20 protein-coding genes are annotated in these 23,978 nt (G+C 66.9%); 6 read left to right on the top strand and 14 right to left on the bottom strand.

Annotated elements, in window-relative coordinates:
* The gene (locus K6L26_RS11750; protein ID WP_019349202.1) at nucleotides 1-567 is read left to right on the top strand and encodes a TetR/AcrR family transcriptional regulator; all 567 of its coding nucleotides are present in this window, start codon (nucleotides 1-3) and stop codon (nucleotides 565-567) included.
* Here the strand turns inward: K6L26_RS11750 and K6L26_RS11745 are convergent, their stop codons facing one another.
* The 8 genes from K6L26_RS11745 to prpD form a co-directional block, all read right to left on the bottom strand.
* A complete protein-coding gene (locus tag K6L26_RS11745; RefSeq protein WP_043371654.1) occupies nucleotides 568-1,419 on the bottom strand; it encodes an alpha/beta fold hydrolase in 852 nt (283 codons plus the stop codon).
* Nucleotides 1,420-1,516: 97 nt separating this feature from the next.
* Nucleotides 1,517-2,167: a dihydrofolate reductase family protein gene (locus K6L26_RS11740; RefSeq protein ID WP_019349200.1), complete on the bottom strand. Its 651-nt coding sequence runs from the start codon at nucleotides 2,165-2,167 to the stop codon at nucleotides 1,517-1,519.
* A gap of 80 nt (nucleotides 2,168-2,247) precedes the next feature.
* On the bottom strand, nucleotides 2,248-3,813 hold the full coding sequence (gene mbtM, locus K6L26_RS11735; RefSeq protein ID WP_047038265.1) for a long-chain-fatty acid--ACP ligase MbtM: 1,566 nt from the start codon (nucleotides 3,811-3,813) through the stop codon (nucleotides 2,248-2,250).
* Complete coding sequence (locus tag K6L26_RS11730) at nucleotides 3,810-4,118, bottom strand: acyl carrier protein (protein WP_076111739.1); 309 nt, start codon at nucleotides 4,116-4,118, stop codon at nucleotides 3,810-3,812. Before K6L26_RS11730 ends, mbtM begins: the two co-directional genes overlap by 4 nt.
* A gap of 61 nt (nucleotides 4,119-4,179) precedes the next feature.
* Complete coding sequence (locus K6L26_RS11725; RefSeq protein ID WP_050979135.1) at nucleotides 4,180-4,776, bottom strand: GNAT family N-acetyltransferase; 597 nt, start codon at nucleotides 4,774-4,776, stop codon at nucleotides 4,180-4,182.
* 612 nt (nucleotides 4,777-5,388) lie between these two features.
* On the bottom strand, nucleotides 5,389-6,519 hold the full coding sequence (locus tag K6L26_RS11720) for a bifunctional 2-methylcitrate synthase/citrate synthase (RefSeq protein ID WP_019344588.1): 1,131 nt from the start codon (nucleotides 6,517-6,519) through the stop codon (nucleotides 5,389-5,391).
* Nucleotides 6,516-7,433, bottom strand: coding sequence for a methylisocitrate lyase (gene prpB, locus K6L26_RS11715; RefSeq protein ID WP_047038262.1), 918 nt, complete (start codon nucleotides 7,431-7,433; stop codon nucleotides 6,516-6,518). Before prpB ends, K6L26_RS11720 begins: the two co-directional genes overlap by 4 nt.
* A complete protein-coding gene (gene prpD / locus K6L26_RS11710) occupies nucleotides 7,430-8,935 on the bottom strand; it encodes a 2-methylcitrate dehydratase PrpD (RefSeq protein ID WP_043368191.1) in 1,506 nt (501 codons plus the stop codon). Before prpD ends, prpB begins: the two co-directional genes overlap by 4 nt.
* 120 nt (nucleotides 8,936-9,055) lie before the next feature.
* Between prpD and K6L26_RS11705 the strand changes: the two genes are divergently transcribed.
* Together K6L26_RS11705 and K6L26_RS11700 are read left to right on the top strand one after the other, a co-directional pair.
* The gene (locus K6L26_RS11705) at nucleotides 9,056-10,462 is read left to right on the top strand and encodes a short-chain fatty acyl-CoA regulator family protein (RefSeq protein WP_019344585.1); all 1,407 of its coding nucleotides are present in this window, start codon (nucleotides 9,056-9,058) and stop codon (nucleotides 10,460-10,462) included.
* Between the two features lie 54 nt (nucleotides 10,463-10,516).
* Nucleotides 10,517-11,212: a DUF2275 domain-containing protein gene (locus tag K6L26_RS11700; RefSeq protein WP_162562717.1), complete on the top strand. Its 696-nt coding sequence runs from the start codon at nucleotides 10,517-10,519 to the stop codon at nucleotides 11,210-11,212.
* Nucleotides 11,213-11,216: 4 nt separating this feature from the next.
* Here K6L26_RS11700 and K6L26_RS11695 read toward each other — a convergent pair whose 3' ends face one another.
* The gene (locus K6L26_RS11695) at nucleotides 11,217-11,855 is read right to left on the bottom strand and encodes a DUF5134 domain-containing protein (RefSeq protein WP_019344583.1); all 639 of its coding nucleotides are present in this window, start codon (nucleotides 11,853-11,855) and stop codon (nucleotides 11,217-11,219) included.
* A gap of 159 nt (nucleotides 11,856-12,014) precedes the next feature.
* Between K6L26_RS11695 and K6L26_RS11690 the strand changes: the two genes are divergently transcribed.
* Complete coding sequence (locus K6L26_RS11690) at nucleotides 12,015-13,970, top strand: cytochrome c oxidase assembly protein (RefSeq protein ID WP_019344582.1); 1,956 nt, start codon at nucleotides 12,015-12,017, stop codon at nucleotides 13,968-13,970.
* Nucleotides 13,971-14,237: 267 nt separating this feature from the next.
* Nucleotides 14,238-14,726, top strand: a complete 489-nt coding sequence (locus tag K6L26_RS11685) for a hypothetical protein (RefSeq protein WP_043368188.1) — start codon at nucleotides 14,238-14,240, stop codon at nucleotides 14,724-14,726.
* Here K6L26_RS11685 and K6L26_RS11680 read toward each other — a convergent pair.
* Nucleotides 14,687-16,984 carry a heavy metal translocating P-type ATPase gene (locus tag K6L26_RS11680; protein WP_081395052.1) on the bottom strand — a complete coding sequence of 766 codons (2,298 nt, stop codon included), beginning with the start codon at nucleotides 16,982-16,984 and terminating at the stop codon, nucleotides 14,687-14,689. The two genes, K6L26_RS11685 and K6L26_RS11680, sit on opposite strands and share 40 nt — an antisense overlap.
* 109 nt (nucleotides 16,985-17,093) lie before the next feature.
* Here K6L26_RS11680 and sigC point away from each other — a divergent pair, with 109 nt between their 5' ends.
* A complete protein-coding gene (sigC, locus tag K6L26_RS11675; RefSeq protein ID WP_047328210.1) occupies nucleotides 17,094-17,660 on the top strand; it encodes an RNA polymerase sigma factor SigC in 567 nt (188 codons plus the stop codon).
* Here the strand turns inward: sigC and K6L26_RS11670 are convergent.
* The 4 genes from K6L26_RS11670 to K6L26_RS11655 all read right to left on the bottom strand — a co-directional run bounded on the left by K6L26_RS11670 (nucleotide 17,657) and on the right by K6L26_RS11655 (nucleotide 23,974).
* Complete coding sequence (locus K6L26_RS11670; RefSeq protein ID WP_047041023.1) at nucleotides 17,657-19,102, bottom strand: PepSY-associated TM helix domain-containing protein; 1,446 nt, start codon at nucleotides 19,100-19,102, stop codon at nucleotides 17,657-17,659. The genes sigC and K6L26_RS11670 overlap by 4 nt on opposite strands.
* Before the next feature lie 82 nt (nucleotides 19,103-19,184).
* Nucleotides 19,185-19,466: a cation transporter gene (locus K6L26_RS11665; RefSeq protein WP_019346581.1), complete on the bottom strand. Its 282-nt coding sequence runs from the start codon at nucleotides 19,464-19,466 to the stop codon at nucleotides 19,185-19,187.
* Nucleotides 19,467-19,500: 34 nt separating this feature from the next.
* Nucleotides 19,501-23,754, bottom strand: a complete 4,254-nt coding sequence (locus K6L26_RS11660) for an AMP-binding protein (protein ID WP_245008720.1) — start codon at nucleotides 23,752-23,754, stop codon at nucleotides 19,501-19,503.
* Nucleotides 23,741-23,974, bottom strand: coding sequence for an acyl carrier protein (locus K6L26_RS11655; RefSeq protein WP_080989708.1), 234 nt, complete (start codon nucleotides 23,972-23,974; stop codon nucleotides 23,741-23,743). The genes K6L26_RS11660 and K6L26_RS11655 overlap by 14 nt, the downstream gene beginning before the upstream one ends.
* Between the last annotated feature and the right edge of the window lie 4 nt (nucleotides 23,975-23,978).

Below are 23,978 nucleotides of genomic sequence, written 5' to 3'. Positions count from 1 at the left end.
ATGAGTACCGGCGAGCTCTCGGCTACCCAGGCGCGCACCCGCGCCGCGATCATCGAGGCCGCCGCCGCAGTCCTGGCCGACGACCGGACCGCTACGTTGCCCGAGATCGCCAAGGCAGCCGGCGTCGGCCGAACCACCGTGCACCGCTACTTCCCCGACCGGGAAAGCCTGATCAACGCCACCATCGTCGACTCGGTGCAGGTGGTGACCGCCGCGGTGGCCGCTGCTGCCCCCGAGGACGGCTGCCCCGTCGATGCCATGCGGCGCGTCATCAACGCGATGATCTCGGTCGGCAACCGGCTGCTGTTTCTTTTCGACGACCCCAACCTGCTCCGTGACCTGCCCCCCGAGGCGATGCCGGATAACAGCTATCTCACCAATCTGATCGCACGCGGCCAAGCCGAAGGCGTGTTCGACCCGGAGTCGAGCACCCAGTGGCTCGAACACGCGCTCTACGGGTTGGTCATGTGGGCTTGCCAAGATTCCAAAGACGGCCTCATGCCGCAACACGCGGCCGCTCCTGCCGTCATCCGTACCTTCGAGCGCGGGATGCGTTGCCGCGACTAGTCAATGCGCGACGAACTCTTGCGCGAGGAACGCCAACAACACCTCGTTGAATTCGTCGGCATGGCTGATCGGGATTCCGTGCGGCCCGCCGGCGATGACGTGCAGCCGGCTGTCGCGTAACGCCTCGTGCGTGCGACGTCCTGAACCCTCCAGCGGCACAGTCGTATCGGCGTCTCCGTGAATGACCAGGCTGGGCACCGTGACCCGGGGCAGGTCCTCACGGAAGTCGGTGTTACCGAAGGCGGTGAGGCAGGCGAGTGCGGCGTTCTTACTGGCCTGCCTGCACATCGCCAACGCCTGCCGGCGTTGATCCTCACTGATCGTCAACTGTCCGTTGGCCGAGAAGACGTCGGTCATCATGCGGTCGTAGAACGCGTCTTGGTTCTTCGTCAGCGACATCGCCATCTGGGCGGCCTGCGTCTTGCTCAACGGCCCCTCGGGATTGTCGCGGGAATGCAGCAGATACGGAGTCACCGAGGCCGCGAACACCGCGCTGCGCACTCGGGCGGTGCCTTTGCGGGCGCAATAGCTGGCCACTTCTCCCCCGCCCATGGAGAAGCCGACCAGAGTCGCATCGCGTAGGTCCAGCTCCTCCATCAATGCCGAAAGGTCATCGGACAGCGATTCGTAGGTGTAGCCCACCAGTGACGTGTCGCTTCGGCCGAAACCCCGGCGGTCATAGGTGATCACCCGGTATCCGGCCGCGACGAGGGCATCGACCTGTGGGGCCCAGGATTCTCCGGTGAGCGGCCAACCGTGGATCAGCACCACGGGGCGTCCGGCGCCTCCGGTGTCCTCGACGTGCAGGTTGATTGTGCGAAGCAGTCCGCGATATGCGGTGATCGCCGTCATGAGCAGCATCTCCCTCCGGGTCAGCTCAGTGCATTACCCGCTGGCTGCCGACCGAAACCTGCGCCGCGTCGTGACGGCCTCCGCCGACCGGGCTAGCTCATTTCCGCCAGAACAAGTGATGCGTGACCGCGCCGCCGGGGCTTGGCACCACGTCATGGTGAAAGCGATCGTCCAACTCCTCAGGTGACTCCCAGAGCCGAGACCCACCGCCCAACTCGGTCGGCGACACCGCCACGTGCAGGGTGTCCACGAGGTCGGCGTCCAGAAACTCCCGGATGGTGAACGCACCCCCGCCCAGCCGGACATCCTTGCCTTGTGCGGCGGCCCGGGCCTGTTCGAGGACGGTCGCCGGATCGGCATCGACGAAATGGAAGGTGGTGTCCGACAGGGTGAGTGACGGTCGCTCGTGATGGGTCATCACGAAAACCGGGGTGTGGAACGGCGGCACCTCTCCCCACCAGCCCTGCCAGTCGGGGTGATCCTGCCACGGCCCCCGGTACGGGCTGAACTTGTTGCGGCCCATGATCTCGGCACCGATGTTGTGATGGAAGTCCCTGGTCAGGTAGTCGTCAAGGCCACGACTGCCGCCCGGGTCCGTCCGGTTGGGCCAGCTGGCCGTGGCTCCGGCCCAGGCGAACATCGTCGCCGGCTCGGCATGACCGAACGGGCGCTCGAAGCTCTGGTTCTCGCCGGCGCCGAATCCGTCGCTGGACACGTTGAAATTCTGGACTTTGAGCAGTTGTGCCACGAGGTTCTCTCCCGTTCGGTCAGCAGTGGATACTGCTTGGACTCGGAACGAGGGTAGAACTCATCGCGCGGACTGCGCGGCTACCGCGCGGCCTCCAGTTGACGACGCACCTCCAAGCGCCGGAGCTTTCCGGATGACGTCCGTGGCAAGGATCCCGGCGACATCAGCACCACATCGGCCGGTGTCACCCCGCACACCGACACGATGCGCCGGATCACGGCACTGCGGGTGGTGTCCTGCTCAGTGCCGACGAACTCGGCTGCCACCAGCAATCGGGATTGTGCGGCACCGGATTCCGTGCCGACAGCGACCACCGCTCCTTCCCGCACACCCTCGACTTCGCCCGCGACCTGCTCGATCTCGGTGGGGAAGATGTTGCGCCCGGCGATGGTGATCATCTCCTTGGACCGGCCGCAGATCACCAGCGCGCCGTCGACGAGGTAGCCGATATCGCCGGTCGGGAACCACTGGCCGTTGCTGCCCGCGTCTACCGGCGCATCTCCCAGGTAGCAGGTCATCATCGACGAGCCCCGAATCTCGACTTCGCCGGATGTGCCGGTGTCGTCATGGGCAGACGGCACGATGCGGACCTCCATACCCGGCACGGGCCGCCCGAGCAGCGCAAAGCGCCGGTCGATATCCGCCGCATCCGGGATGTCGATGCGCAGACCCTCCCCTGGGGCGGGAAGGGTGACTGCGCAGGTTGACTCGGCCATCCCGTAGGCCGGTGTCATCGCCGCAGCGTCGAAGCCGAACCGGCTCATGCCGACGGCGAATCGATCGACACCGGCACAGTCGACGGGCTCGCCGCCGTTGATCGCGATCCGCACCGCACCGAGGTCGACGTCGGACACCCGATTGGCGAAGCGGCCGAGTACCGAGTATCCGAAGTTCGGCCCGGCGGTGAAGGTGGCCGACGATTCGGACAGCCATTCGGCCCACCGCAGCGGCGCCGCCGAGAAGGCCCCCGTGGGCGCCAGCCACAACGGCATGCCGGACATCGTCGACGCCAGCACCATCGCCAGGCCCATGTCGTGGTAGATCGGCAACCAGGAACAACCGACATCGTTGCGGCTCAGCGACAATCGCTGCGTGACCGCCAGGATGTTGTTGAGCACAGCCTCCGGCGCCAACGTCGCGGTGCGCGGAGAACCGGTGGAGCCGGCCGTGCCCTGCAGGATCGCGACATCGGCATGGTCGGGATGGCGCAACTGGGTCGATGTGGACGTGCGTGCGGCGTCGGCGACGTCGCACACCGCCAGCGGCGAGTCCACGGTCCGCAACAGTTCCAGCGTGCTGCCATAGCTGAACACCGTCGTCACGCCGATGCCGGCAAACCGGGACAGCGTGGCATGCGCCCATTCCGACGGCTCGGCGCGCCGTTGCGGCCGCGGCAGGATCGACACTCCCTCACCTGCCAGCCACGAACCCTGGATGGCGGCAACAATTTCCACGGTCGGCTCGCCGACCAGCCCTACCGCTCCCCGTCGGTCCCGGCCCAACAGGTAAGCCGCAATGGATTCGGCGATACCGTGCACCTCGGGCCACGGACGGCGCTGCCAGGAATCGGTGTCGCGGTCGAGTACCGCCAGGTGGTGCGGCGAGGTGACCATGGCCTCTCTCAGGGCGCCTGCCAGCGGATTCATGCCGCGCTCCGGTCGTCGATCACGGTCTGCAGGTCACCCACCGTGCGGCAGGCAATCAGGTCTTCCTCGCTGAGCTGCACCCCGAACTTCTCCTCGATCGCCACCAGCCCCACGGCGAACGAGACCGAATCCATGCCGAGGTCCTCGACCAGACGTGTGCCCGCATCCAGCGATTGGCACGGAAGCTCGAGATCGTCACGCAGAATGGACACCAGTCCGTCGGACACAGCCGGTGATGTCGATGAATCAGTCGTGGTCATAAGTGAATACCCGGCTGGTCGACGAGACCCAGCCTCACCTTTCATTTCGATCTGTTTGATTGCTCATGGAACCGTCTGTCAGGCAGCCGGTTTGGGGTAAGAAAGCTCAAGCCATCCACTTGCGGGCGGTGGCCCGATCGAGTTGATAGAGCGCCATCCTGCGGTTGGACATCTGATGCTCGCCGAGGAATTTGCATCCGGCGAACTCACACAATCCCCGCACGGTGGTGTTGCGGTGATCGGGGTCGAACATGATCCGCCGGCAATCGGGGTCGGCAGCCAGGACGCTTGCCACGATCTTGGGGAGCAGCATCGGCCCGAGACCTCGGTTCACCAACTCTTCGTCGGCGATCGCGCCGTGTAGCCCCAGGTCATGCGGCGCACTGTCGTAGCGGTCGGCGATGGAATCTTTGGCAGCCCGGTAGATTTCGAGGTATCCACGATCTACGCCGCCGATACTCAGCACAAGCGGGAGTGAGTAGTCGCCTTCGAGCTGAGCTTCCAGATGTGTGCGCCAGCGCTCGACCGGCCAGTCGTACTCCCAGGCCTTGGCGAGGTGTGGGCGATTCATCCACTCGGCGATCATCGCGGCGTCGGTACCGGTAGCCACCCGGATCTTGCTCGGCCGCAACAGTTGTGGGACTGGCGGTGCCGGCGTGCTGCGTATCACCTCTGAAACGTTCTTGCGTTCCCGAGGAAGCACGGGGTAGTCCGCGGTTGACGTGTTGGTCACGTCGGCCCCTGCGTTAGATAACCCGCAGCGTCAGTTGCGCTGTGCTGCAGTACTTCTTCACACGTCAAGCCTCATCCCCCCTGTGTACGGCGCAGGCCGGGGGCGCCACCAAACGTGTGCGCCGTGCCCGGGCCCGCAGCCCTCCTCAGTTCAGCGAGGGTGAGACTAACCAAAACTCTTCTGTTGGTGTGGCGTCCCTTTCGCGATACCAGTCTGGCTCCAATACGGCTCACAGCAGCCGTAAATATTCGCAGAGGTTTCAAAAGCGCAGTACAACAGCCATTCTCGCGTCGGCAACGGGCAGTTCGGAGGTTCCGCCGAACACGACCGCCCTACGGCAGGCCGGCGGTGGCCGCAGGGGTGCGATCAAGTCGACCCCGCGAATGCAACGACTGGGCGGCCTGGGCGGTTGTGGTCGGCTTTCCCCGCCGGTGGCTCATCTCAGCCAATTCAGCGCCGGCGCATCCGCACCGCACGTGGGCTATCCCACACCTCGCGGCTCATCTTGATCTGAACAGCGCCGGTACGCGCCGATACCACGCCCCGACTCGACGGCTGACCGCCAGAACCGAACCTCGGAGATCACGAGAGCGCCCGCTGCGGCTGCCCGCTGTAGTCACTGAGCGGCCGGATCAGCGCGTTCGATGCTGCCTGTTCCATGATGTGGGCAGTCCACCCGGTGATCCTGCTCATCACAAAAAGCGAGGTGAAGCTGGGGATGTCGAAGCCCATCAGGTAGTACGCCGGCCCAGTGGGGAAGTCGAGGTTCGGCTTGATCGCGGTGGCCGCGAACATCGCGCCTTCCAGAACGTTGTAGATATCCAGCCACCGCTTCCCATCGCGCACCGCCGCGACCTGTTGCAGGGCAGCCTTCATGGTCGGCACCCGAGAGTCGCCGTTCTTGTAGACCCGGTGTCCGAAGCCCATCACCTTGTCCTTGCGCGACAGCTTGCCGTGCAGCCATTGCGCCGCCCGGTCAGCAGAGCCGATCTCGAGCATTTCACGCATCACTGCCTCATTGGCGCCGCCATGGAGCGACCCCTTCAAAGCGCCGATGGCCGCCGTGACAGCGCTGTAGATATCGGACTGCGTGGAGGTCACCACGCGCGCCGCGAAGGTAGACGCGTTGAAGCTGTGCTCGGCATAGAGGATCATCGACTGCTCGAAAGCCTTGACGACCACCGGATCCGGCACCTCGGCAAAGCACATGTTGAGAAAGTTCTCCGAATAGCCCAGATGGCTGTGCGGGGCAATCGGTTCCAGCCCCCGCCGCCGGCGCATATCGGCGGCGACAATCGTCGGCAACACCGCAAACATCCGCAACGACTTGGCGAAGTTGGCCGAGGGCCTGCTGTCGTCCTCCTCTGGATCTTCGGCGCCCAGATAGCTGATCGCAGTCCTGACCACATCCATCGGATGGCAATTGTCGGGGATCTTGGCCAGCAGCGACTGCATCGAGCGGTCGATGCGCCGGGACGCCCGTTCGCGTTGGGAGAACAACGCCAGTTGCTGATCTGTGGGGAGCTCCCCGTGCCACAGCAGGTAGGCGACCTGCTCGAAGCTGCAGTGCGCGGCCAGATCCTGCACCGCATAACCCCGGTACGTCAGCGAGTTGGTTTCCGGGACCACCTTCGAGATGGCGGTGGTGTCGACCACCACGCCGGCCAGCCCCTTGTGGATACTCGGCTTGACTGTGTCGTTCGCGGTGGTCATCGTTTCACCCCTCGCAGCGCGAAATTGTAGATATCCGAGTCGAACTGGTTGTAGTCGCGGTAACGCAGCAGCTCATACAGCCGGCCGCGGTGCTGCATCTGGCCTAGCAGGCCGGATTGCGTTCCTGCCATGCCGATTTCGCGTAGGCCGTTCTCGACAGCGTGCATGGCCAGGCGCAGCGTGGTCACCGGGTAGATCACCATGTTGTAGCCGATCTCGGACAACTGCTGCGTTGTCAGCAGTTCAGACTTTCCGAATTCGGTCATGTTGGCCAGCAGCGGCACGTCGACTGCTTCCCGGAATCGTTCGAATTCCACTGGGGTACGCAGAGCCTCGGTGAAGATCAGATCGGCACCGGCGTCGGCGTATGCCTTGGCCCGGTCGATCGCCGCGGGGATCCCCTCGATCCCCGCGGCATCGGTGCGGGCACAGATGATGAAGTCGGGATCACGGCGCGCCGAGACGGCGGCGCGCAGCCGCTTGACCATCTCGCGGGTCTGAACCACTGCCTTTCCGTCGAGGTGTCCGCACCGCTTCGGGTTCACCTGGTCTTCCAGGTGGAGCCCGGCCAGGCCCGCGTCTTCGAGCACTGTCACGGTGCGGGCTGCGCTCATCGGCTCACCGAATCCGGTGTCGGCGTCGATGAGAGTCGGAAGATCGGTGGCCGAGGCGATCTGGGCGCCGCGGCCCGTCACTTCTGTCAGGGTCGTCAACCCGATATCGGGCAGGCCCAGGTCGGCCGACAGCACTGCGCCCGAGACGTACACGCCGTCGAAGCCTGCCTCGGCAACGAGCTTGGCCACCAGTGGAGAGAACGCGCCAGGAAAGCGCAGGAGCCGGCCGGATTGCAGACCACGCCGGAGATTTCGGCGCTTCTCCGAGGCCGGTACGGCGGAGCCGAGCAACCCGCTCATTTGAAAATCCCCGGGGGAACCGTCGGCGCCTTCTCCAACACCCGCGGATCGACCCGCACATTGAGGGCGTCGAGTCCACCTGCCTTCGTGGACGAGACGTTCTCGACGGCAGCCAGGAAGCGCTGTTGCTCTTCGGTTTCGACGACACCGTCGGCCAGCTCGGCGAACTTCGCGACGTACTGTTCGCGTTCGAATGGCCGCGCCCCGAGTGGGTGGGCATCGGCGACGGCGAGTTCGTCGACAATGGTCTCGCCGCTCTTGAGGGTGATGACGGCCTTGGCGCCGAACGCCTTCTGGTTCGGGTCGGCCGAGTGATAGCGCCGGGTCCACTCCGGGTCCTCGACCGTGGAGATCTTGCGCCAGAGCTCGATGGTGTCGGGCCGGTGCGCCCGCTGGGGAGCGTAGGAACGCTCGTGATGCCAGGTGCCGTCCTGCAGTGCGACGGCGAAGATGTACATCACCGAGTGGTCCAAGGTCTCACGCGACGCATCGGGATCGAACTTCTGCGGATCGCCCGAGCCGGTCCCGATCACCACGTGTGTGTGATGGCTGGTGTGCAGCACGATGGTGGCGATCTGATCCAGGTCACCGATCCGCTCACGCATCCGGCGGGCCAGGTCGATCGGCGCCTGGCTCTGGTACTCCGCCGAATGCTCCTTGGTGTAGGTGTCGAGAATGGCGCGCTTGGGCTCGCCCGGAGCCGGCAGCGGGACCCGGTAGGTGTGTTCGGGCCCCGCGAGCATCCAAGCGATCACGCCGTCCTCGCCTTCCCAGATCGGGGCGGGCGAACCTTCGCCCCGCATGGCGCGGTCGACGGCCTCGATCGCGACCTTGCCTGCCCAGGCCGGCGCGAACGCTTTCCAGCTGGAGATGAGGCCCTTCCGCGACTGGCGGGTGGCGGTGGTCAGGTGCAGCGCCTGACCGATTGCGGCATAGATGGTCTCGGGGTTCAGCCGCAACATGGTGCCCAGACCCGCGGCGACGGACGGGCCCAGATGGGCCACATGGTCAATCTTGTGCTGGTGCAGGCAGATTCCCTTCACCAGATCGACCTGCACTTCGTAGGCGGTGGCGATGCCGCGGATCAGGTCGGCGCCGTTGACGCCGAGCTGCTGGGCGACGGCGACGAGTGCGGGGATGTTGTCCCCGGGGTGCGAGTACTCCGCGGCCAGGAACGTGTCGTGGAAATCAAGTTCGCGAACAGCGACGCCGTTGGCCCACGCGGCCCATTCGGATGAGACCGTGCCCTGGACTCCGAACACGGAGGCGCCCCGCGGTGTCTTGTGCGCGAGCGCCTGCGCGCGGGCCACCGTCACCGGGCGCCGGATCACCGCGGCCGCCGACACCGCGGCGTTGTCGATGATGCGGTTGACCACCATCGCCTCGGTTTCGGGCGGTACGGCCACCGGGTCGGCGGCAACCTCGGCGATCTTCCATGCCAGGTGTTCTTCGCGCGGAAAGGCTTCGGCACTGCGCCGGGTTCTGACGTCATGTTCACGCATGATCCGCACGGTACGCAGCTTGAGCGACCGGGAAAATACCCGGTAAATGCGTATTTTTGTGGCCTTGGTCGGCCGATTTTGCGAATCCTGCGAAAGCTGGCCGGGGTAACCTCGTCATCGGTGACCAAGACATTCGCCGGCGCCCGGCTGCGACGGCTCCGCGACGAGAAAGGCCTGACACAGGTCGCACTTGCGCGCGCGTTGGGACTGTCGACCAGCTACGTCAATCAGCTGGAGAACGATCAGCGGCCGATCACGGTCCCGGTGTTGTTGGCCCTGTCCGATCGCTTCGATCTGCCGACGCAGTACTTCGCCGCGGATGCCGACGCGCGGCTGGTGTCAGACCTTCGGGAGATCCTGGTCGACGGTGCGACCACCGCCCAGATCGAAGAACTTGTCGCTCGCATGCCGGAGATCGGCCAGACCGTGGTGAACCTGCATCGCCGCCTGCACGACACCACCGCCGAACTGGAGGCCGTGCACGGCCGAGCCAACCTGGCTGCGCAGACCGGGGTCCAACGACCCATGCCGTTCGAAGAGGTCCGCGACTTCTTCTACGACCGCCGTAATTACATCGACACGCTCGATCGCGCCGCCGAGGACCTCTTCTCGACGCACCGGCTGCGGGTTGGCGGGCTCGACCGGCAACTGACCGACCTGTTGTCCGGCGAGTTCGGCATTTCGGTGATCGTGGACGACGGAGATGCGCTGGGCCCCAACGTGAAACGTCGATATCTGGCCGAAACCGGCTCCCTCTACGTCGCACGGTGGCTGCTGCCCGGGCAGCGTGCATTTCAGCTCGCCACCCAGATCGCGTTGCTGATGCACTCGGAGCTGATCAGCAGCATCGTCGCCACCGACGATCAATTGAGCCCAGAGGCAAGGGATGTGGCGCGGATCGGGCTGGCCAACTACTTCGCCGGCGCCCTGCTGCTCCCCTACCGGATGTTCCTGTCCGCAGCCGAAGACCTGCGGTACGACATCGACCAGCTCGCACGCCGCTTCGAGGTGGGATTCGAGACCATCTGCCATCGGCTGTCGACGCTGCAGCGGCCGAACGCGCGTGGCGTCCCGTTCATCTTCGTGCGCACCGACAGCGCGGGAAACATCTCGAAACGTCAGTCCGCCACCGCTTTTCACTTTTCCCGCATCGGCGGGAACTGCCCACTGTGGGTGGTGCACCACGCGTTCGCCCGGCCGGGTGAATTCCTGACCCAGGTGGCGCAGATGCCCGACGGCCGCAACTACTTCTGGATCGCGAAAACCTCCACGTCACCGCCCAGTCGTTATCTGGGCACACCGAAGAGCTTCGCCATCGGGCTCGGCTGCGATCTCAGCCACGCCGACAAGCTGGTGTACTCGGTGGGTATCGATCTGAGCAACCCCGAAGCGACCGTGCCCATCGGGGCTGGGTGCCGGATCTGCGACCGGCCGGCCTGCCCGCAACGGGCCTTCCCGTATGTGGGCAGGCACGTTCACGTCGACCCGCGAACCAGCAGCAATTTGCCCTACTCGTCGACGGCGTGAGCAGATGTGCAATCGCGGAGGTCAATGCGGGAGAATGGCCGAGTGGATTGCGTGGTGGCTCGAGAGGCGCTGTCGGCGCGCCTCGACGGGGAGCGTGAGCCGGTCCCCTCGGCGCGCGTCGACGAGCACCTGCGCGATTGCCACGACTGTGCTGCCTGGTATGACAAGGCCGCAACGCAAGCGCAGTTCCTTCGCGATCTGGCCAACACGGGGCTGATCGGCACGGTGAGCGGGCAGCCCCCGCACCGGAATGCCGCTCTGGGCCGGCTTCGCGAGTGGCTGAGCCGGTATTGGTTGACCGTCGCGATCGTCGTCATCGGGGTGGCCCAGGTGGTCGTGGCGGTCGCTCAGGCAGCCGGCATGAATTTCGGAATGGTTGGCGCGCATCACGGCTCGGCCAGCGGTGCCCATCTGCTGAACGAGTCCACGGCGTGGTCGGCCGCACTCGGACTGGCAACTGTGGCAATGGCTTTCCGTAGGCGTATCGCCACGGGCCTGGCCTGTGTCCTGGTGATCTACTGCGGGTTCCTGGCCTTCTATGTGGCATCGGACGCGCTAGCCGCTCAGGTGACACCGGTTCGGGCCCTGAGCCATCTTCCGGTCGTGCTGGCCGCGGTGCTCTCGGTGTTGGCCTCCCGCACATCCCGCCCGCAAGACCCCTCGCCCAGGGCACGCGAGGGCGGTGACGAACCGGGCGCGGCCACGCCCACCCGCCGTCATCTCCGCGCGGCCGACGACCCCGCTGCCTGAACCGCTACACCATGACGCCGAACATGATCGCCATGCCGGCCGCCATCATGGCCCGGCACAACGTGCCGAAATGCGAGAACGGCGACGTTCCGGGCTGCTGACGGGACGAGAAATACTGGTACAGCCACACCACGGCGGCGCTCACGAAACCGATGGTCAAGAGCCAGTTGAGCGCGGGAATCCACGGCGGTTGCACCGGCAGGGGTGCCATGACCATCGCCGCTCCGCCGCCGTGGTGCCCGGCCGGGTGCATCGCAGCCATGTGGTGGCCACCGGCGGCCATCGTGCCCGCGCCGCCTGGAAGCACCTTGCCGTTCATCACGGCATACATCCACACCATTGCCAGCATCATCGCGGCGTGGTAGCCGGCGACGAGGCGGTTTTGCGTCGTAGTGGACCGCAACAGGCCGACAGCGAACCAGACAGTCGCGGCCAGGAAGAACAACATCGGCGCCACCGTCGGTAGGTGCGAGCCGCGGGGCCAGGCCATCACCAGCATCGCGACCGCCATCGTCAGGTGGAGCGCCTGACTCACCGCAAGGCTCAACCGGCCACGAGAGCGGACCAAGGCGTACACGCACTCGGCCGCACTCAAAGCGAACAACACCGTTACCACCCACCGGAGCGTGAGATCGGCGATCATTCCGGGTCCTGTCTACGAGAGTGTCGGGCTGTGGTCGTCGTCTGTTGGTCGCGGCCGCCTACGCCAAAGTTCCCGCGCCCATCAGCACTACGACATATTGTCGTAGACTCGCCTGGCCGCGATGTTTCGTTGTTTCCGCGGCGGAAGGCCGGTTCGACTATGGCGCGTGTGCAAACACCCGACGGCACCAGCGTGTGGCGGGCTCGTTCGGTGCTGTTCGGTTCCGTCGCGGCCTGCGCGGTGGTTTTGTTCCTGTGTGCGGTCCAACTGGGTGCACAGCGGCTCGCCGCGGCAGGGATCGCCGACCCGGGGACGGCCACCAGCGCAGCCCGGCTGCTCGGACACTGGACCGCCACCCTGGCCGGAGCAGTGTGTGCCGGCGCGCTGGTCTGGATTGTGACCACCGCTAGGCCGCGTTCAGACGGGCGCATCGACGCGGGATCGTTCTCAGCGCACCTGCTGGTCGAACGCGCCGCGATCCTCTGGGCCTGCTGCGCCGCCGCCATGGTCGTGGTCTCCGCGTCGGCCGACGCCGGAATCCCCGTGGGCCGCCTCGTCACCAGCCCCGGCCTCGGCAGCGCCATCGCGGCCTCGGAGGCCGCGCGCGGGTGGTGTGCAGCCGCGATCTTTGCGCTGGTGCTGGCCGTCGGCATCCGATTCGCGCTCCGCTGGATCGGGCACTGTGTGGCGCTGCTGCCGACCCTGATCGCAGTGATCGCCGTGCCCGTCACCGGCAATGCCGGCCAAGGCCCGGATCATGACATCGCCACCAGTGCGGTCATCGTCTTCGCCGTCGCCGTCGCGGTGTGGACGGGCACCAAGATCGTCGCCGCCGCACTGCCAGACGTCGCCCTCAGCCGCCTGGTCCAGATGATGCACGTGGTCTGCGGAGCGGTCACGGTCGTGTACGGGGCCCTGCTGGCGACGCTGATGTTGGGCGGGTCGCCGATCCTGCGGTCGACGTACGGGCTCGCCGTGCTGTCCGCCGGGCTCCTGGTGACGCTGACCTGGCTGTGCGACATCGTGTTTCTGCGCAAGCACCGACATCCCTCGCGCCTGGCGAACACCGTGTCCGCGGCCGCGATGATCGTCGTCACCGCCGCGCTGGCACTGGCCGCGAACAGTGTGCCGCCCCGGTTCACCCTTCACGAGTTCTCGACGTGGGACGTCTTTCTGGGCTACCAACTCGACGCACCCCCGAGCCCACTCAGCTTGGCCACCGTGTGGCGGTTCGATCCGCTGATCGGTACGGCTGCCATCGTGCTCGCACTGGGCTATCTCTACGCCGCGGCACGACTGCGACGGCGCGGTGACCACTGGCCGGTGGGCCGCACCATCGCCTGGACCCTGGGGTGCGCCGCGCTGCTGATCACCACCAGCTCCGGCGTGCGCGCCTACGGATCGGCGATGTTCAGCGTGCACATGGGTGAACACATGGCGCTGAACATGTTCGTCCCGGTGCTTCTGGTCCTCGGCGCACCGGCGACCCTGGCCCTGCGCGTGCTCCCCACCGCCCCCAAAGACGCGTCCCCGGGCCCGCGCGAATGGCTGGTCTGGTTCGTGCATTCACCGGTGACGCGATTCCTGTCGCATCCGGTGACGGCGTTCGTCTTGTTCGTCGGGTCGCTCTATCTCGTCTACTTCACGCCCCTGTTCGACACCTTGATCCGGTATCACTGGGGCCACGAGTTCATGACGGTGCACTTCCTGCTGACCGGCTACCTCTACTACTGGGGAATCATCGGGATCGACCCCGGCCCGCGGCGGCTCCCCTTCTTGGGGCGGCTCGGTCTTCTGTTCGCCGTGATGCCCTTCCACGCCTTCTTCGGTATCGCCACCATGACGATGACCTCATCACTGGGCGAGAGTTTCTACCGGTCGGTCAATCTTCCGTGGCTGCAGAGCATCTCGGACGACCAACACCTGGGCGGCGCCATCGCATGGGGTTCCAGCGAGGTTCCGGTTGTCATCGTGGTGGTCGCGCTGGTGGCGCAATGGGCACGTCAGGACCGCCGGGCGGGAGCCCGGGAGGACCGCCACAGCGACCGTGGCTACGACGACGAACTCGACGCGTACAACGCGATGCTGCGCGAGCTCTCCCGCACCCGGCGCTGACACCGCCCGCAACCGGATGGGGAGAGCCAGCGGTCATTCAGACGTGTCGGCACCGCAGGTGCAGTTGCTCCCGCAGTTGCAGTTCTCGCACGTACAGTTCGGGTTGTCGCACTTCGTCGATCCGGCCGTCTCATTGCTGGTCATGCATATGAGGCTACGCCCGACACCCGCCGATCAGGCGGCAACGGAACTTATCCGGCCGTGTCGCCGACCAATCAACGGGGCGACCGATATCCAGACCGCACGGACGATCCGAAAGGTGTTTCAGTGACTTCTCAGCAGATGGCCGCGTCGGTGGAGACCGAGCTGCGAGCCATCGAGCGGACGGTGTTCGAGGACGTCTGGATCAGTGCGACCCGCGCCCGTGTCCTGGCCGCACTCGTCACCGCGCTGGCGGGGACGGCCGTCGCGCTGCGCGCCACCGGCGACGTTCCCGCCGGCGCCACCCGCAACGGGCACTGGATATCGCTGGTGGCAATCTCTCTGTTCACCCTTGCGGCGGTGGCCTCGGCTTTCGCCCTGCTACGTCGCCGGTTTCGGTGGTGCTGCATGGCGACCTGCGCTTCGGCTGTCGCCACGGTGGGCGGCGCCGGAGCGTTCTGGTGGCATCACACCGCGCACACCGCCTCCTGGGTTCCGGCGGTACTGGGCACCGTCACTGTCGCGGCATTGACGGCGGGATGGCTGGGTGTGTGCCTGGCCCCGCTCGACTCGTCTCAGCCGGATATGCGCGCCGCCGCCCGCTCCTCCGGTTGAGCATCGCTGAACGTATTCGGTTGGACCGTGCCGTAATTGCGCAACCGCAGGCTGTTCGACACCACCAAGAACGACGACACCGCCATCGCCGCGCCCGCGATCAACGGGTTCAACAGGCCCGCTGCGGCAATCGGTATGGCCGCTACGTTGTAGCCGAACGCCCAGATCATGTTGAGCCGGATGGTCCGCATCGTCGCGCGGGCCAGACCCAGCGCCTGCGGCACCGAGTCCAGATTGTCGCGGACCAGGATGATGTCGGCCGCGCCGATGGCGACGTCGGTCCCGCGGCCGATGGCCAGGCCCAGGTCAGCACATGCCAGTGCGGGACCGTCGTTGATTCCGTCACCGACCATGGCCACCACCCGGCCCTGGTCGCGCAGCTTTTCGATCGCGCCGACCTTGTCCTCGGGCAGGACTTCGGCGACCACGTCATCGATACCCACGGCCGCCCCGATCGCGGCGGCCGTCGCGGCGTTGTCACCGGTCAGCAGCATGGTTCGCATGCCCTCGGCGTGAAGTCGTGCGATGGCACCGGCAGCTGACTCCTTGACCGCGTCTGCGATGCAGATGGCACCGCAGACCGTGTCGCCGTGTGCGACGAAGACGACTGTCTGCCCCTGTGACTCGCCCGTCTTACGGGCTGCGGCGAGGTTGGCCGGCACCACGCGGTCGCGGGTCACCCAGCCGGGGCGTCCGACCACCACGGTCACGCCGTCGACCGAGCCGGCCACGCCGTGCCCCGCGAACGCCTGGAAATCCTCGACAGCGGCGATCTCGTGTTCGGCGCGGGCGGTGACGATCGCATGTGCCACGGGATGCTCGGATGCGGTCTCGACGGCCGCCGCAGGTCCGAGAACCTCATCCTCGGTCCAGCCGTCGGCCACGGCGACGGTGATGACCTGAGGTTGGCCGGTGGTCAGGGTGCCGGTCTTGTCGAACACGACCGTGTCGACCGCGCGGATCGCCTCCAGCGCCCGGTGCCCCTTGAGGAAGATGCCCAGCTGGGCGCCGCGGCCGGAGGCCACCATCATCGCGGTCGGAGTGGCCAGGCCCAGCGCGCACGGGCAGGCGATCACCAGAACGGCCAGGGCCGCCGACACCGCGCGGTTGACGTCGCCGTCGATCAACAGCCAACCGACAGCGGTGGCCGCCGCGATCACGAGCACACATGGCACGAACACCGAGGCGATGCGATCGGCAAGTCGCTGCGCGTCGGCCTTCTGCGCCTGTGCCTGCTCCACCAGTCGGACCATCCCGGCGAACCGGGTGTCAGGGCCTACCGCAGCCGCTTCGACGACCAACCGGCCGTCGAGCACCACGGTTCCACCGACGACGCTTGAACCTTCCTGGGTCTGAACCGGTTTCGACTCTCCGGTCATCGCGCTGACGTCGACCGCGGCCGCCCCGCTGACCACGAGGCCGTCGGCGGCGATGGCCTCGCCCGGGCGGACGACGAAACGCTGTCCTTCTTTGAGCTCGTCCGCGGGCAGCACGAGCTCGCTACCGTCGGCGAGCAGCACGGTCACCGACTTGGCTCCGAGTGCGGCGAGCGCCCGCAACGCTCCCCCGGCACGGGAGCGGGCGCGCGCCTCGAAGTAGCGGCCGGCGAGCACGAAAACCGTTACTCCCGCGGCGACCTCGAGATAGATCGCATCGCTGCCGAGCAGCGCCTGCCACACGCCCGCAGCGTGGTAGGTCTGATGGTCGAAGAAGATCGTGTACATCGACCACACCGTGGCGGCGGTCACGCCGATGGAGATCAAGGTCTCCATGGTCGAGGTTCCGTGCCGGGCATTGCGCAGCGCGACGCGGTGGAACGGCCAGGCCGCCCACGTGACGATCGGTGCTGCCAGCGCGGTCAGCACCCACTGCCAGCCGGTGAATCTGGTGTCGGGCACGACGGCAAACATCACCGACAGATCGGCCAGCGGGATGAACAACACGGCGGCGATCGCGAGGCGCAGCAGCAGGCTGCGGGCGTGGTCGGCATCCGGGTCGACGTCGGTCGCGGCGCGCTCGACTCGCGGCGCTGCCTGATAACCGGCCCGCTCGATCACCGCACAGAGCTGGTCGACGCCGACGTCCGCGGTGGCTTCCACGGTGGCGACGCGTGTGGCGAAGTTCACTGACGCGCGCACCCCGTCGACTTTGTTGAGTTTGTTCTCCACGCGGGCAGCGCAGGCCCCGCACGACATTCCTGTGACGTCGAGCGCGATGCGCTGGGTCGCCGTGTTGTCGGCGACAGTTGCTGTGGTCACCACTACTCCAATTGCTCACTCACCACGTCGGTGGCCTACGTCATCGACATAGGTCACCAGATATCTAGTCGGTCCGGCCCGATGCCGAGTTCCCGGGCGGCATCGAATAATGTCGAGGACCGTGACTACCGAACGCGGCGAGGACCACGTTACGCGGCTGGCCTTCGCCGCCGGCCGCGGTGACTCAGCGGCGCTCGAGCAATTCATCCGGGCCACCCAGACCGACGTCTGGCGCACCGTCGCCTACCTCGGCGACGCCGGTTCGGCCGACGACCTCACCCAAGAGACGTTCATGCGCGCCATCACCGCGCTGCCCCGGTTCAGCGGCCGCTCCTCCGCGCGCACCTGGCTGCTGTCGATCGCCCGCCGCGTGGTGGTCGACCAGATTCGGCACAAACAGAGCCGGCCGCGCACCCAGCACGGGGTGGACGTCGAGCAGGTCCTGGAGAGCTACCGCCCGGTCGGCGGGTTCGAGAAGATGGTGGAAATCCGCCTCCTGCTCGACGGCCTGGATCCCGACCGGCGCCACGCCCTGCTGCTGACCCAGGTCCTGGGCCTGTCCTACGCCGAAGCCGCCGAGGTGTGCGGCTGCCCCGTCGGCACCATCCGTTCCCGGGTGGCACGCGCCCGCGAAGACCTGATCGCCGCAGCCGAACGCGACGATCTCACCGGCTAGCGCTGCCGGCGGTGCTGCCGCCATCCCACGGCGACGTCCACGGCCACGAACACCACCAGGCTGACGCCCAGCAACGGGATGAACCAGCCGATCGTCGCCGCCGCCACGACCACGGCCACCGCAGCCGCGGGCGGCAGTCCGGCGAGCACACCGCGCCGAGGCGCAGACCCCACCGGCCGGCGACCGGCGGTGGGCCGACGCTGCCACCACATCCGGTAACCGCGCACGATGACGGTGACCAACGCGAGCGCCAGTCCCAGCAACAGAAGCTGGTTGGCGATCCCGAACAGCAACCCCATGTGCAGCTGGATGCCCCACGCGGAAAGCTTTGCGGCCAAGGGCCAGTCGGAGAACCAGGAGGCGTCGGTCACCGTTGCCGTCGCCCCGTCGACGGCCACCGCGTTGTTCGACATCACCCAGGGCTGCCGGGTCTGGGCCACGGTGAAGGCGGTGTGCGAGTCCGAGGGAATGCTCACCTCGACCTTGCCGTCAACACCGGCCTCGTGTGCCGCTTTCAGCACCCGGTCGATGTCACCGACCAATGGCGCGCCGTTCGGGTGAGCTGCTGCCGGGGCGCTGTGATGCCCCTCATGGCCGGACATTTCGCCGCCGGGGGCGCCGTTGAGTGCGGTCGACACCGCCGGTGTCTCCCACGACAGTGCGGTGCGCAGATCGGTGACGTTGTCGCCGGCGAACCGTGACCAGGTGAGTCCCGTCGCGGACAGGAACAGCAAGCCCACGGCGATCCAGATTCCCACCACCCCATGCCAGTTCAGGGTCCGGGCTCGGCCTCGGCTCGAGCGGTCCAGCGTCAGCAGCCGGGCGTCGGCGTCCGGGCGTCGTGAGGCACGCCGGTACCGTCCCCACCACAGGAAGACCCCGGCCAGCGCGATCAGCCACAGCCAGGAGGCTGCCAGCTCGCTGTACAGGCGGCCAGGCTCCCCGAGGTGCAGGCTGCGGTGCAGCTGATCGATCCAGGTCCTGACCGGCAGCGCACCGCTGCTGCCGTAGACCGTCAGCTCGCCGCGCGAAGACGCCGTCACGGGATCGATGAACACGGCGTGGCGCTCGGACTCGCCCAACGACGGGTCGTCGAATATCACCCGGGTGGTCTCGCCGGGACCGGTCGCGGGGCGCACCGCGGTAACCGTCAGGTCGGGACGCTGCGCCTGAGCGGCCCGCACCTGTTCGGCGACCGGCAGGATGTCGCCGCTGCTGTGGCTTTGGAGCTGATCGCGATAGACGAACTGCTCAATGGTGGGTGCGATGGCGTACAAGCCACCGCTGACCGCGGCGATCAGCAGGAACGGCCCCACGAAGAGGCCCGCGTAGAAGTGCAGTCGCTGCAGGAAAGCGCGGTAGTGCGCGGTTCCGACCTGTCGCGACGGCGACGGCTCCGGAGTCTGGCTCTCATCGGTGGCTGTCGCCGGGTTCTCGCCCATGGCTCCTCAGTGGTCGAACGGTCCTCGATAAGAGTGGTCGTTCGTACTGCCCCGGCAGTTCCCGGCAGCCGGCCGCCTGTTTTCAGCCGCCCATGTGCCCGACGGTCACCCAGCGGATGGCCCTCGCCACGATCGACGGGCTTTTCGGGGCCGGCGCGGATTGGTCGTCGTGGCCGGCGGTGCGTTCTTCGGCGTGGTAGCCGGCCCGCTCCACCGCGTCGCACAATTCGGCGACCGTGATGTCGTGGCGGGCGTCGACCGTCGCGATCTTGGTGGAGATGTCGACGGTGGCCTGGACTCCGTCGACCTTGTTGAGCGTGTTCTCGACCCGGCGTGAGCAGGCTCCGCACGACATGCCGGTCACGTCGAGTCGAATCCGTTTGGTACGTGATGTCTGTTCACTGTCCGCGGCTACTTCTGTCACTGCCATCCCTCACTGTGTCGTGGTCTCTTGTTGATAGGTCGTCGCCCGGCCGCACCCAGTTCCCGAATGTCCCGGGAGAGATCAGTGCCTCCACGGACGGCCCGGGCGCTACGAGTTCGGCGACGCCGCGGACCGGCAGCGGGAGAGCCGGAAACTCGCCCAGGTATTCCGCATAGGAGCGGCCACCGAGCCGGAGCCCCAAACTGATCCAGGCGTCGATCACCGACCATCTCCGCGCATTGGCCTTCGCCCAGTCACTTTCGTCCAGCCGGCGCTTCCATTCGTCGATGCCGACCCTGCGGCCGGCTACCGAGCCGAGCACTTCCTGGTAGGCCACCCTCTGTCCGCGCAACACCTGAATTCCACAGCCGAGCTCCTCCGGGCCGCCGAACTCTGGCAAGCGACGCAAAATGCCGGCCGCCGCGGCGCGTCCGGTGGTCACCTCTTCGATCAGCTCCACCGCCGGATACGCGTTGAGCGCGCGGCAGGCATCGGCAACCGACACCAGGATGTCGGCGGAGCCCCGTACCTGATCGACGGTGCCCAGGACTCGGGGTAGGCGCACGATCGCGAAGTCGAGCCACGGTTCGGCGCGGCTGACCACCAATTCGCCGAGTGCCTTGGAGGCCGCGTAGGGGTAAGGGGCCTGCCGAGGATCGACGACCTGCCGCGCGGCGACGTCCCTGTTGACGACATGAGTCGACAGGTGCACCATCCTGGCGCCGACACGAGCGCACGTCTCGGCCATGGCAGTCACCAACTCCACGTTGGCGCAGCGGAGTTCGCGATAGGGCACGACGACGTTCGTGTTGCCGATGCAGTTGACGAGGGTTCGGGCGCCGGTCCGGTGGATCAGCGTCGCCAGTTCGGCGACGCCGAATCCAGCGCACAACTGCTCGATGCGTATTCCCTGCGCGCCGCGCAGTTCGGCCCAGACCGGGGTGTCGGGCGGACTCGACCTCATGGCCAGGACCACGTCGGGGTGCGCTGCCCCGTCGCGGGCCCGGTCCAGGACGGCCTCGGCGAAGCCGGTCCCCAGCACGCCCGACGCGCCCACCACCAGGATCGGCCCCGACTCGCGGCGCGCCGACGACCGTCGCGAGGCCGGCACCGCGCACGCGCGCCGCAGTGCCAGCACGGTGTAGTCGCGTTCGATCTCTGCGGCGGTCGCACCGTCGAGCCAACCCTCGTTCGCCGATACGTCACACACGAGGTTCGCCGCGGTATCGGCACTGATCAGGTCGAGGATCGACACCTGCCTGCCCAGATACCTGCGTGTGTCGGGCAGGATTCGAACCAGGTCCAGTGATCCGATGCCCTCCTCCAGCAGCGACGTATCGGCCGTGATCGGCCGCTCGAGGTGGGCACTCCACACTCCGGCGAGACCGGTCGCCCGGTCATCGATATCCGAGTCAGACCGCCCGTGCGATCCGACGGCGATGCCGGCGTGTAGACGAGCGATGTCGTTCTTCCCGTTGGGTTTTCGCGGTATTCCGGAGACCGGTGTCACGACGAACGACGACACACCCGAGTCCACGAGGACGCGCCTGATCGAGGCTGCCGCGCCGGGATCCTGGTCACCCGCGCAGGTTCGCTGGGTTTCGAACCATACCCGGAGGCGGCCGCGGTCCAGCTCGACGGCGATGTCGACCACGGCCGGGTCCACCATGATGCGACGGGTGATCGCGGCCGTGTCGACCCGCCGGCCCGAGACTTTGACGAGCGCGTCTCTGCGCCCGGCGAACACCGGATACCCGTCGGCGTCGACAGTCACCCGGTCCCCCGTCGCATACGCCCGTTGCCGCGCACCGCCGGCGGTGACTATCGAGCCGAAATCGGCACCGTCCCCGCCGAGATAGCCGCCTGCCACGGTGTCCCCCACCACCACGACTTCACCGAATGCAATCACCACCGAGTTCGCCACGAGCGGTCGCCCCAGTCGGAGCCGCGCCCCGTGCTCGGCGATCCGGCCGCCCTCGATGATCGGCAGATAGGTCACCACCACCGTCGTCTCCGTAGGCCCGTAACTCGACACCAGCGAAACCTTCTCGGCGCCGGCGGCGTCGATCCACTTGTCGACCGAGCTCGGGCGGACGGCCTCACCGCCGATGACGATCTGCCGTAGCGCAGAGCTCCCGATCGCGGCGATCGTGTCGGCGTCTTCACACCACAGGTGCCACAGCGCGGTGGGCAGGTCGACGATCGTCGCCCGGCAGGCCCCCAGATCGCCGGCGAGCCCCGGTAGATCACCGGCCTTCACCGACGCCGAACGGACGAGTGCCGCCCCGCTCAATGCGGCTCCGAAGATTTCTTCGACACTGATATCGGACGTCAGAGGTGCACACTGCAGGACGGTGTCGTCCGGCCCCCAGCCGTAGGCGCGGGTCATCGCGACACCGAACGCGGCGAGCGAACGATGGCTGACCTGGACGAGTTTGGGTTCGCCGGTCGATCCAGAGGTCGGCATGACGTACGCGGTTCTGCCGGCCAGATGCGGATCGTGCACCGTCTGTTCGATGCGGGCTTGAACCCGCGCATCCACGCCCGGGCTCGGTGAGGGATGCGCCGACGTGACGTCGACGATGTGCGCAGAGATGCCGTTGCCGTATCGATTGATTCGTCGTACCCGCGACGCGAGCTCGTCATCGCTGTCGCAGACGCTGTAGCCACAGCCGGCCAAGTGACATGCGAGTAACAGGTCGAGCGCCTTGTCGGAGTCGTCATCGACGAACACCACGACATCACCTGGCGCGATATCCGCTTCGATCAGCCAGGCGATCCACGGATCGACATGCTCACGGCGACCCCGACATTCCTCGATCGACTCTCGACGCGCGACGAACCACGCGGCAGCCGGCGGCTCTGCGGAGTCATGACCGGGCGATGTCGAACCCAGCCGCCCGTCCCCGTCGACCGTGCGCCAGGCATCGACGGTCGCCGCGATCGGAGAATCCCACATCGTCGTCATGGCCGTCAGCGCCCTCGCGATTCGGCTCGCGACGCCGGCGGCGCTTTTCGTCGGAAGGTCATGCCGGTCCCAGACGTTGACGGTGAGCGTGCGCCGCTGCTCGTCGAGCACGGCCGCCACCGTCATACCCTCGACGGGACCGATGTCTGACGTCACCGGCGCGTCCGTCAGGAACGGGGCCAGTGCGGGTGCACCGGGTTCACGCAGAAAATTGAGCGTCAGCGTCTCAACGGACGTGGTCCGATTGATCGCCAGATACATTCGGCGGTAATGCTCTTCACGCAACCAACGGCGCCGGCCGGCTTTGACATATCCCCGGTCCATGATGCGCACCACCTCGGCTACCGATGCGTGCGGTGGGAACCGGACCGGCTGTGCGATCGAATTGACCAGGCAGGTCGCGACATTGAGCTCTGGGTCAGCGAAGCGATTGTCCACGGCATGCACCAGCAGAGTCTCGGTGGTGTGCCGCACACTCGCGTCGACCGCTGTCGCCGCAGCCGCCACCAGCACGTTGAGCGGAACGTTCTCCCGGTCGGCCAACGCGAGCACATCGGCGTAGTCCGTTCCCCGGATCGCCGTGGAGGCGACGAGAACTCCCCTGCCCGCGAAGGCGGGGCCGTCGGCGGCGGCACCTGCACGCCCGATCTGCCCGGCGGCCGCGGTGAGCTCGCCCTGGACGACGGCGGTGAGCCGCTGCCGGGATTCTTCGATCCGCGCGGCCTCACGGCGGTGTGCGGACGCGACCCGGACCAGGCCGTCAGTGACGCTTTCGGGTGACGCCCCTCCGGCGAGGAAGTGCCCCAGGTCGGCTTCGATGACGCCGATCGCGCCGCCGTCGAGAAGAATGTGGTGCGCATAGGCTTCCATTGCCCGCACCATGTCCGTGCCGTCGACCCGAACGATATAGCGCACCAACGGTTTACCGACTATGCCTGATTCCCATGCGTGGGCGGGCCCCGCAGCATCGTGATCGTCCGCGCAGACGGACACGATCTCTTCGACCGACAGTCGCGGCACCAGGTCCGGATGGTCGCCATCGTCGGCCGGGGCGGTCAGCACACACAGTTGAATGGGGTTGGCCAGGATGGTCTTGTGCAGAGCGCGCAGGAACTCCGCCCGCGGGATGGGCGCGAACCGGTAGCGTCGGCCGATCCGATACAGCCTGGGGTCACCGTCCCGCAGGACTCCGTGGTAAATGTTCTGCTGCGAGCGGCTCAGTGGAATGCGTTGTGCGCGGGGGTCTTCAGGAAGCCGCACGCGGTCTCTCCAGCTCTTGGACCCAGCCGGCGACCGAGAGGTTGTCCGCCAGCCGCCGCGGCACCTCCGACTCCCGGTCGATGCCGAGGCGCTTCATCACCTGGACGAACCGAACCGAGTCGAGCCCGAGATCTCGCAGGTCGGTGGCATCTCCGTCGATGAAGTCTGCTTCTTCGACGTAAAGCACCTCCGAGAGCGCGACGAGGATGGCATGCCTCAGTGCC

The organism is Mycobacterium farcinogenes, from assembly GCF_019739075.1.
GTDB classification, from domain to species: Bacteria; Actinomycetota; Actinomycetes; order Mycobacteriales; family Mycobacteriaceae; genus Mycobacterium; species Mycobacterium senegalense.
Note: the sequence above shows the minus strand (reverse complement) of the source record. Positions and strands in the feature narration are given on the sequence as shown.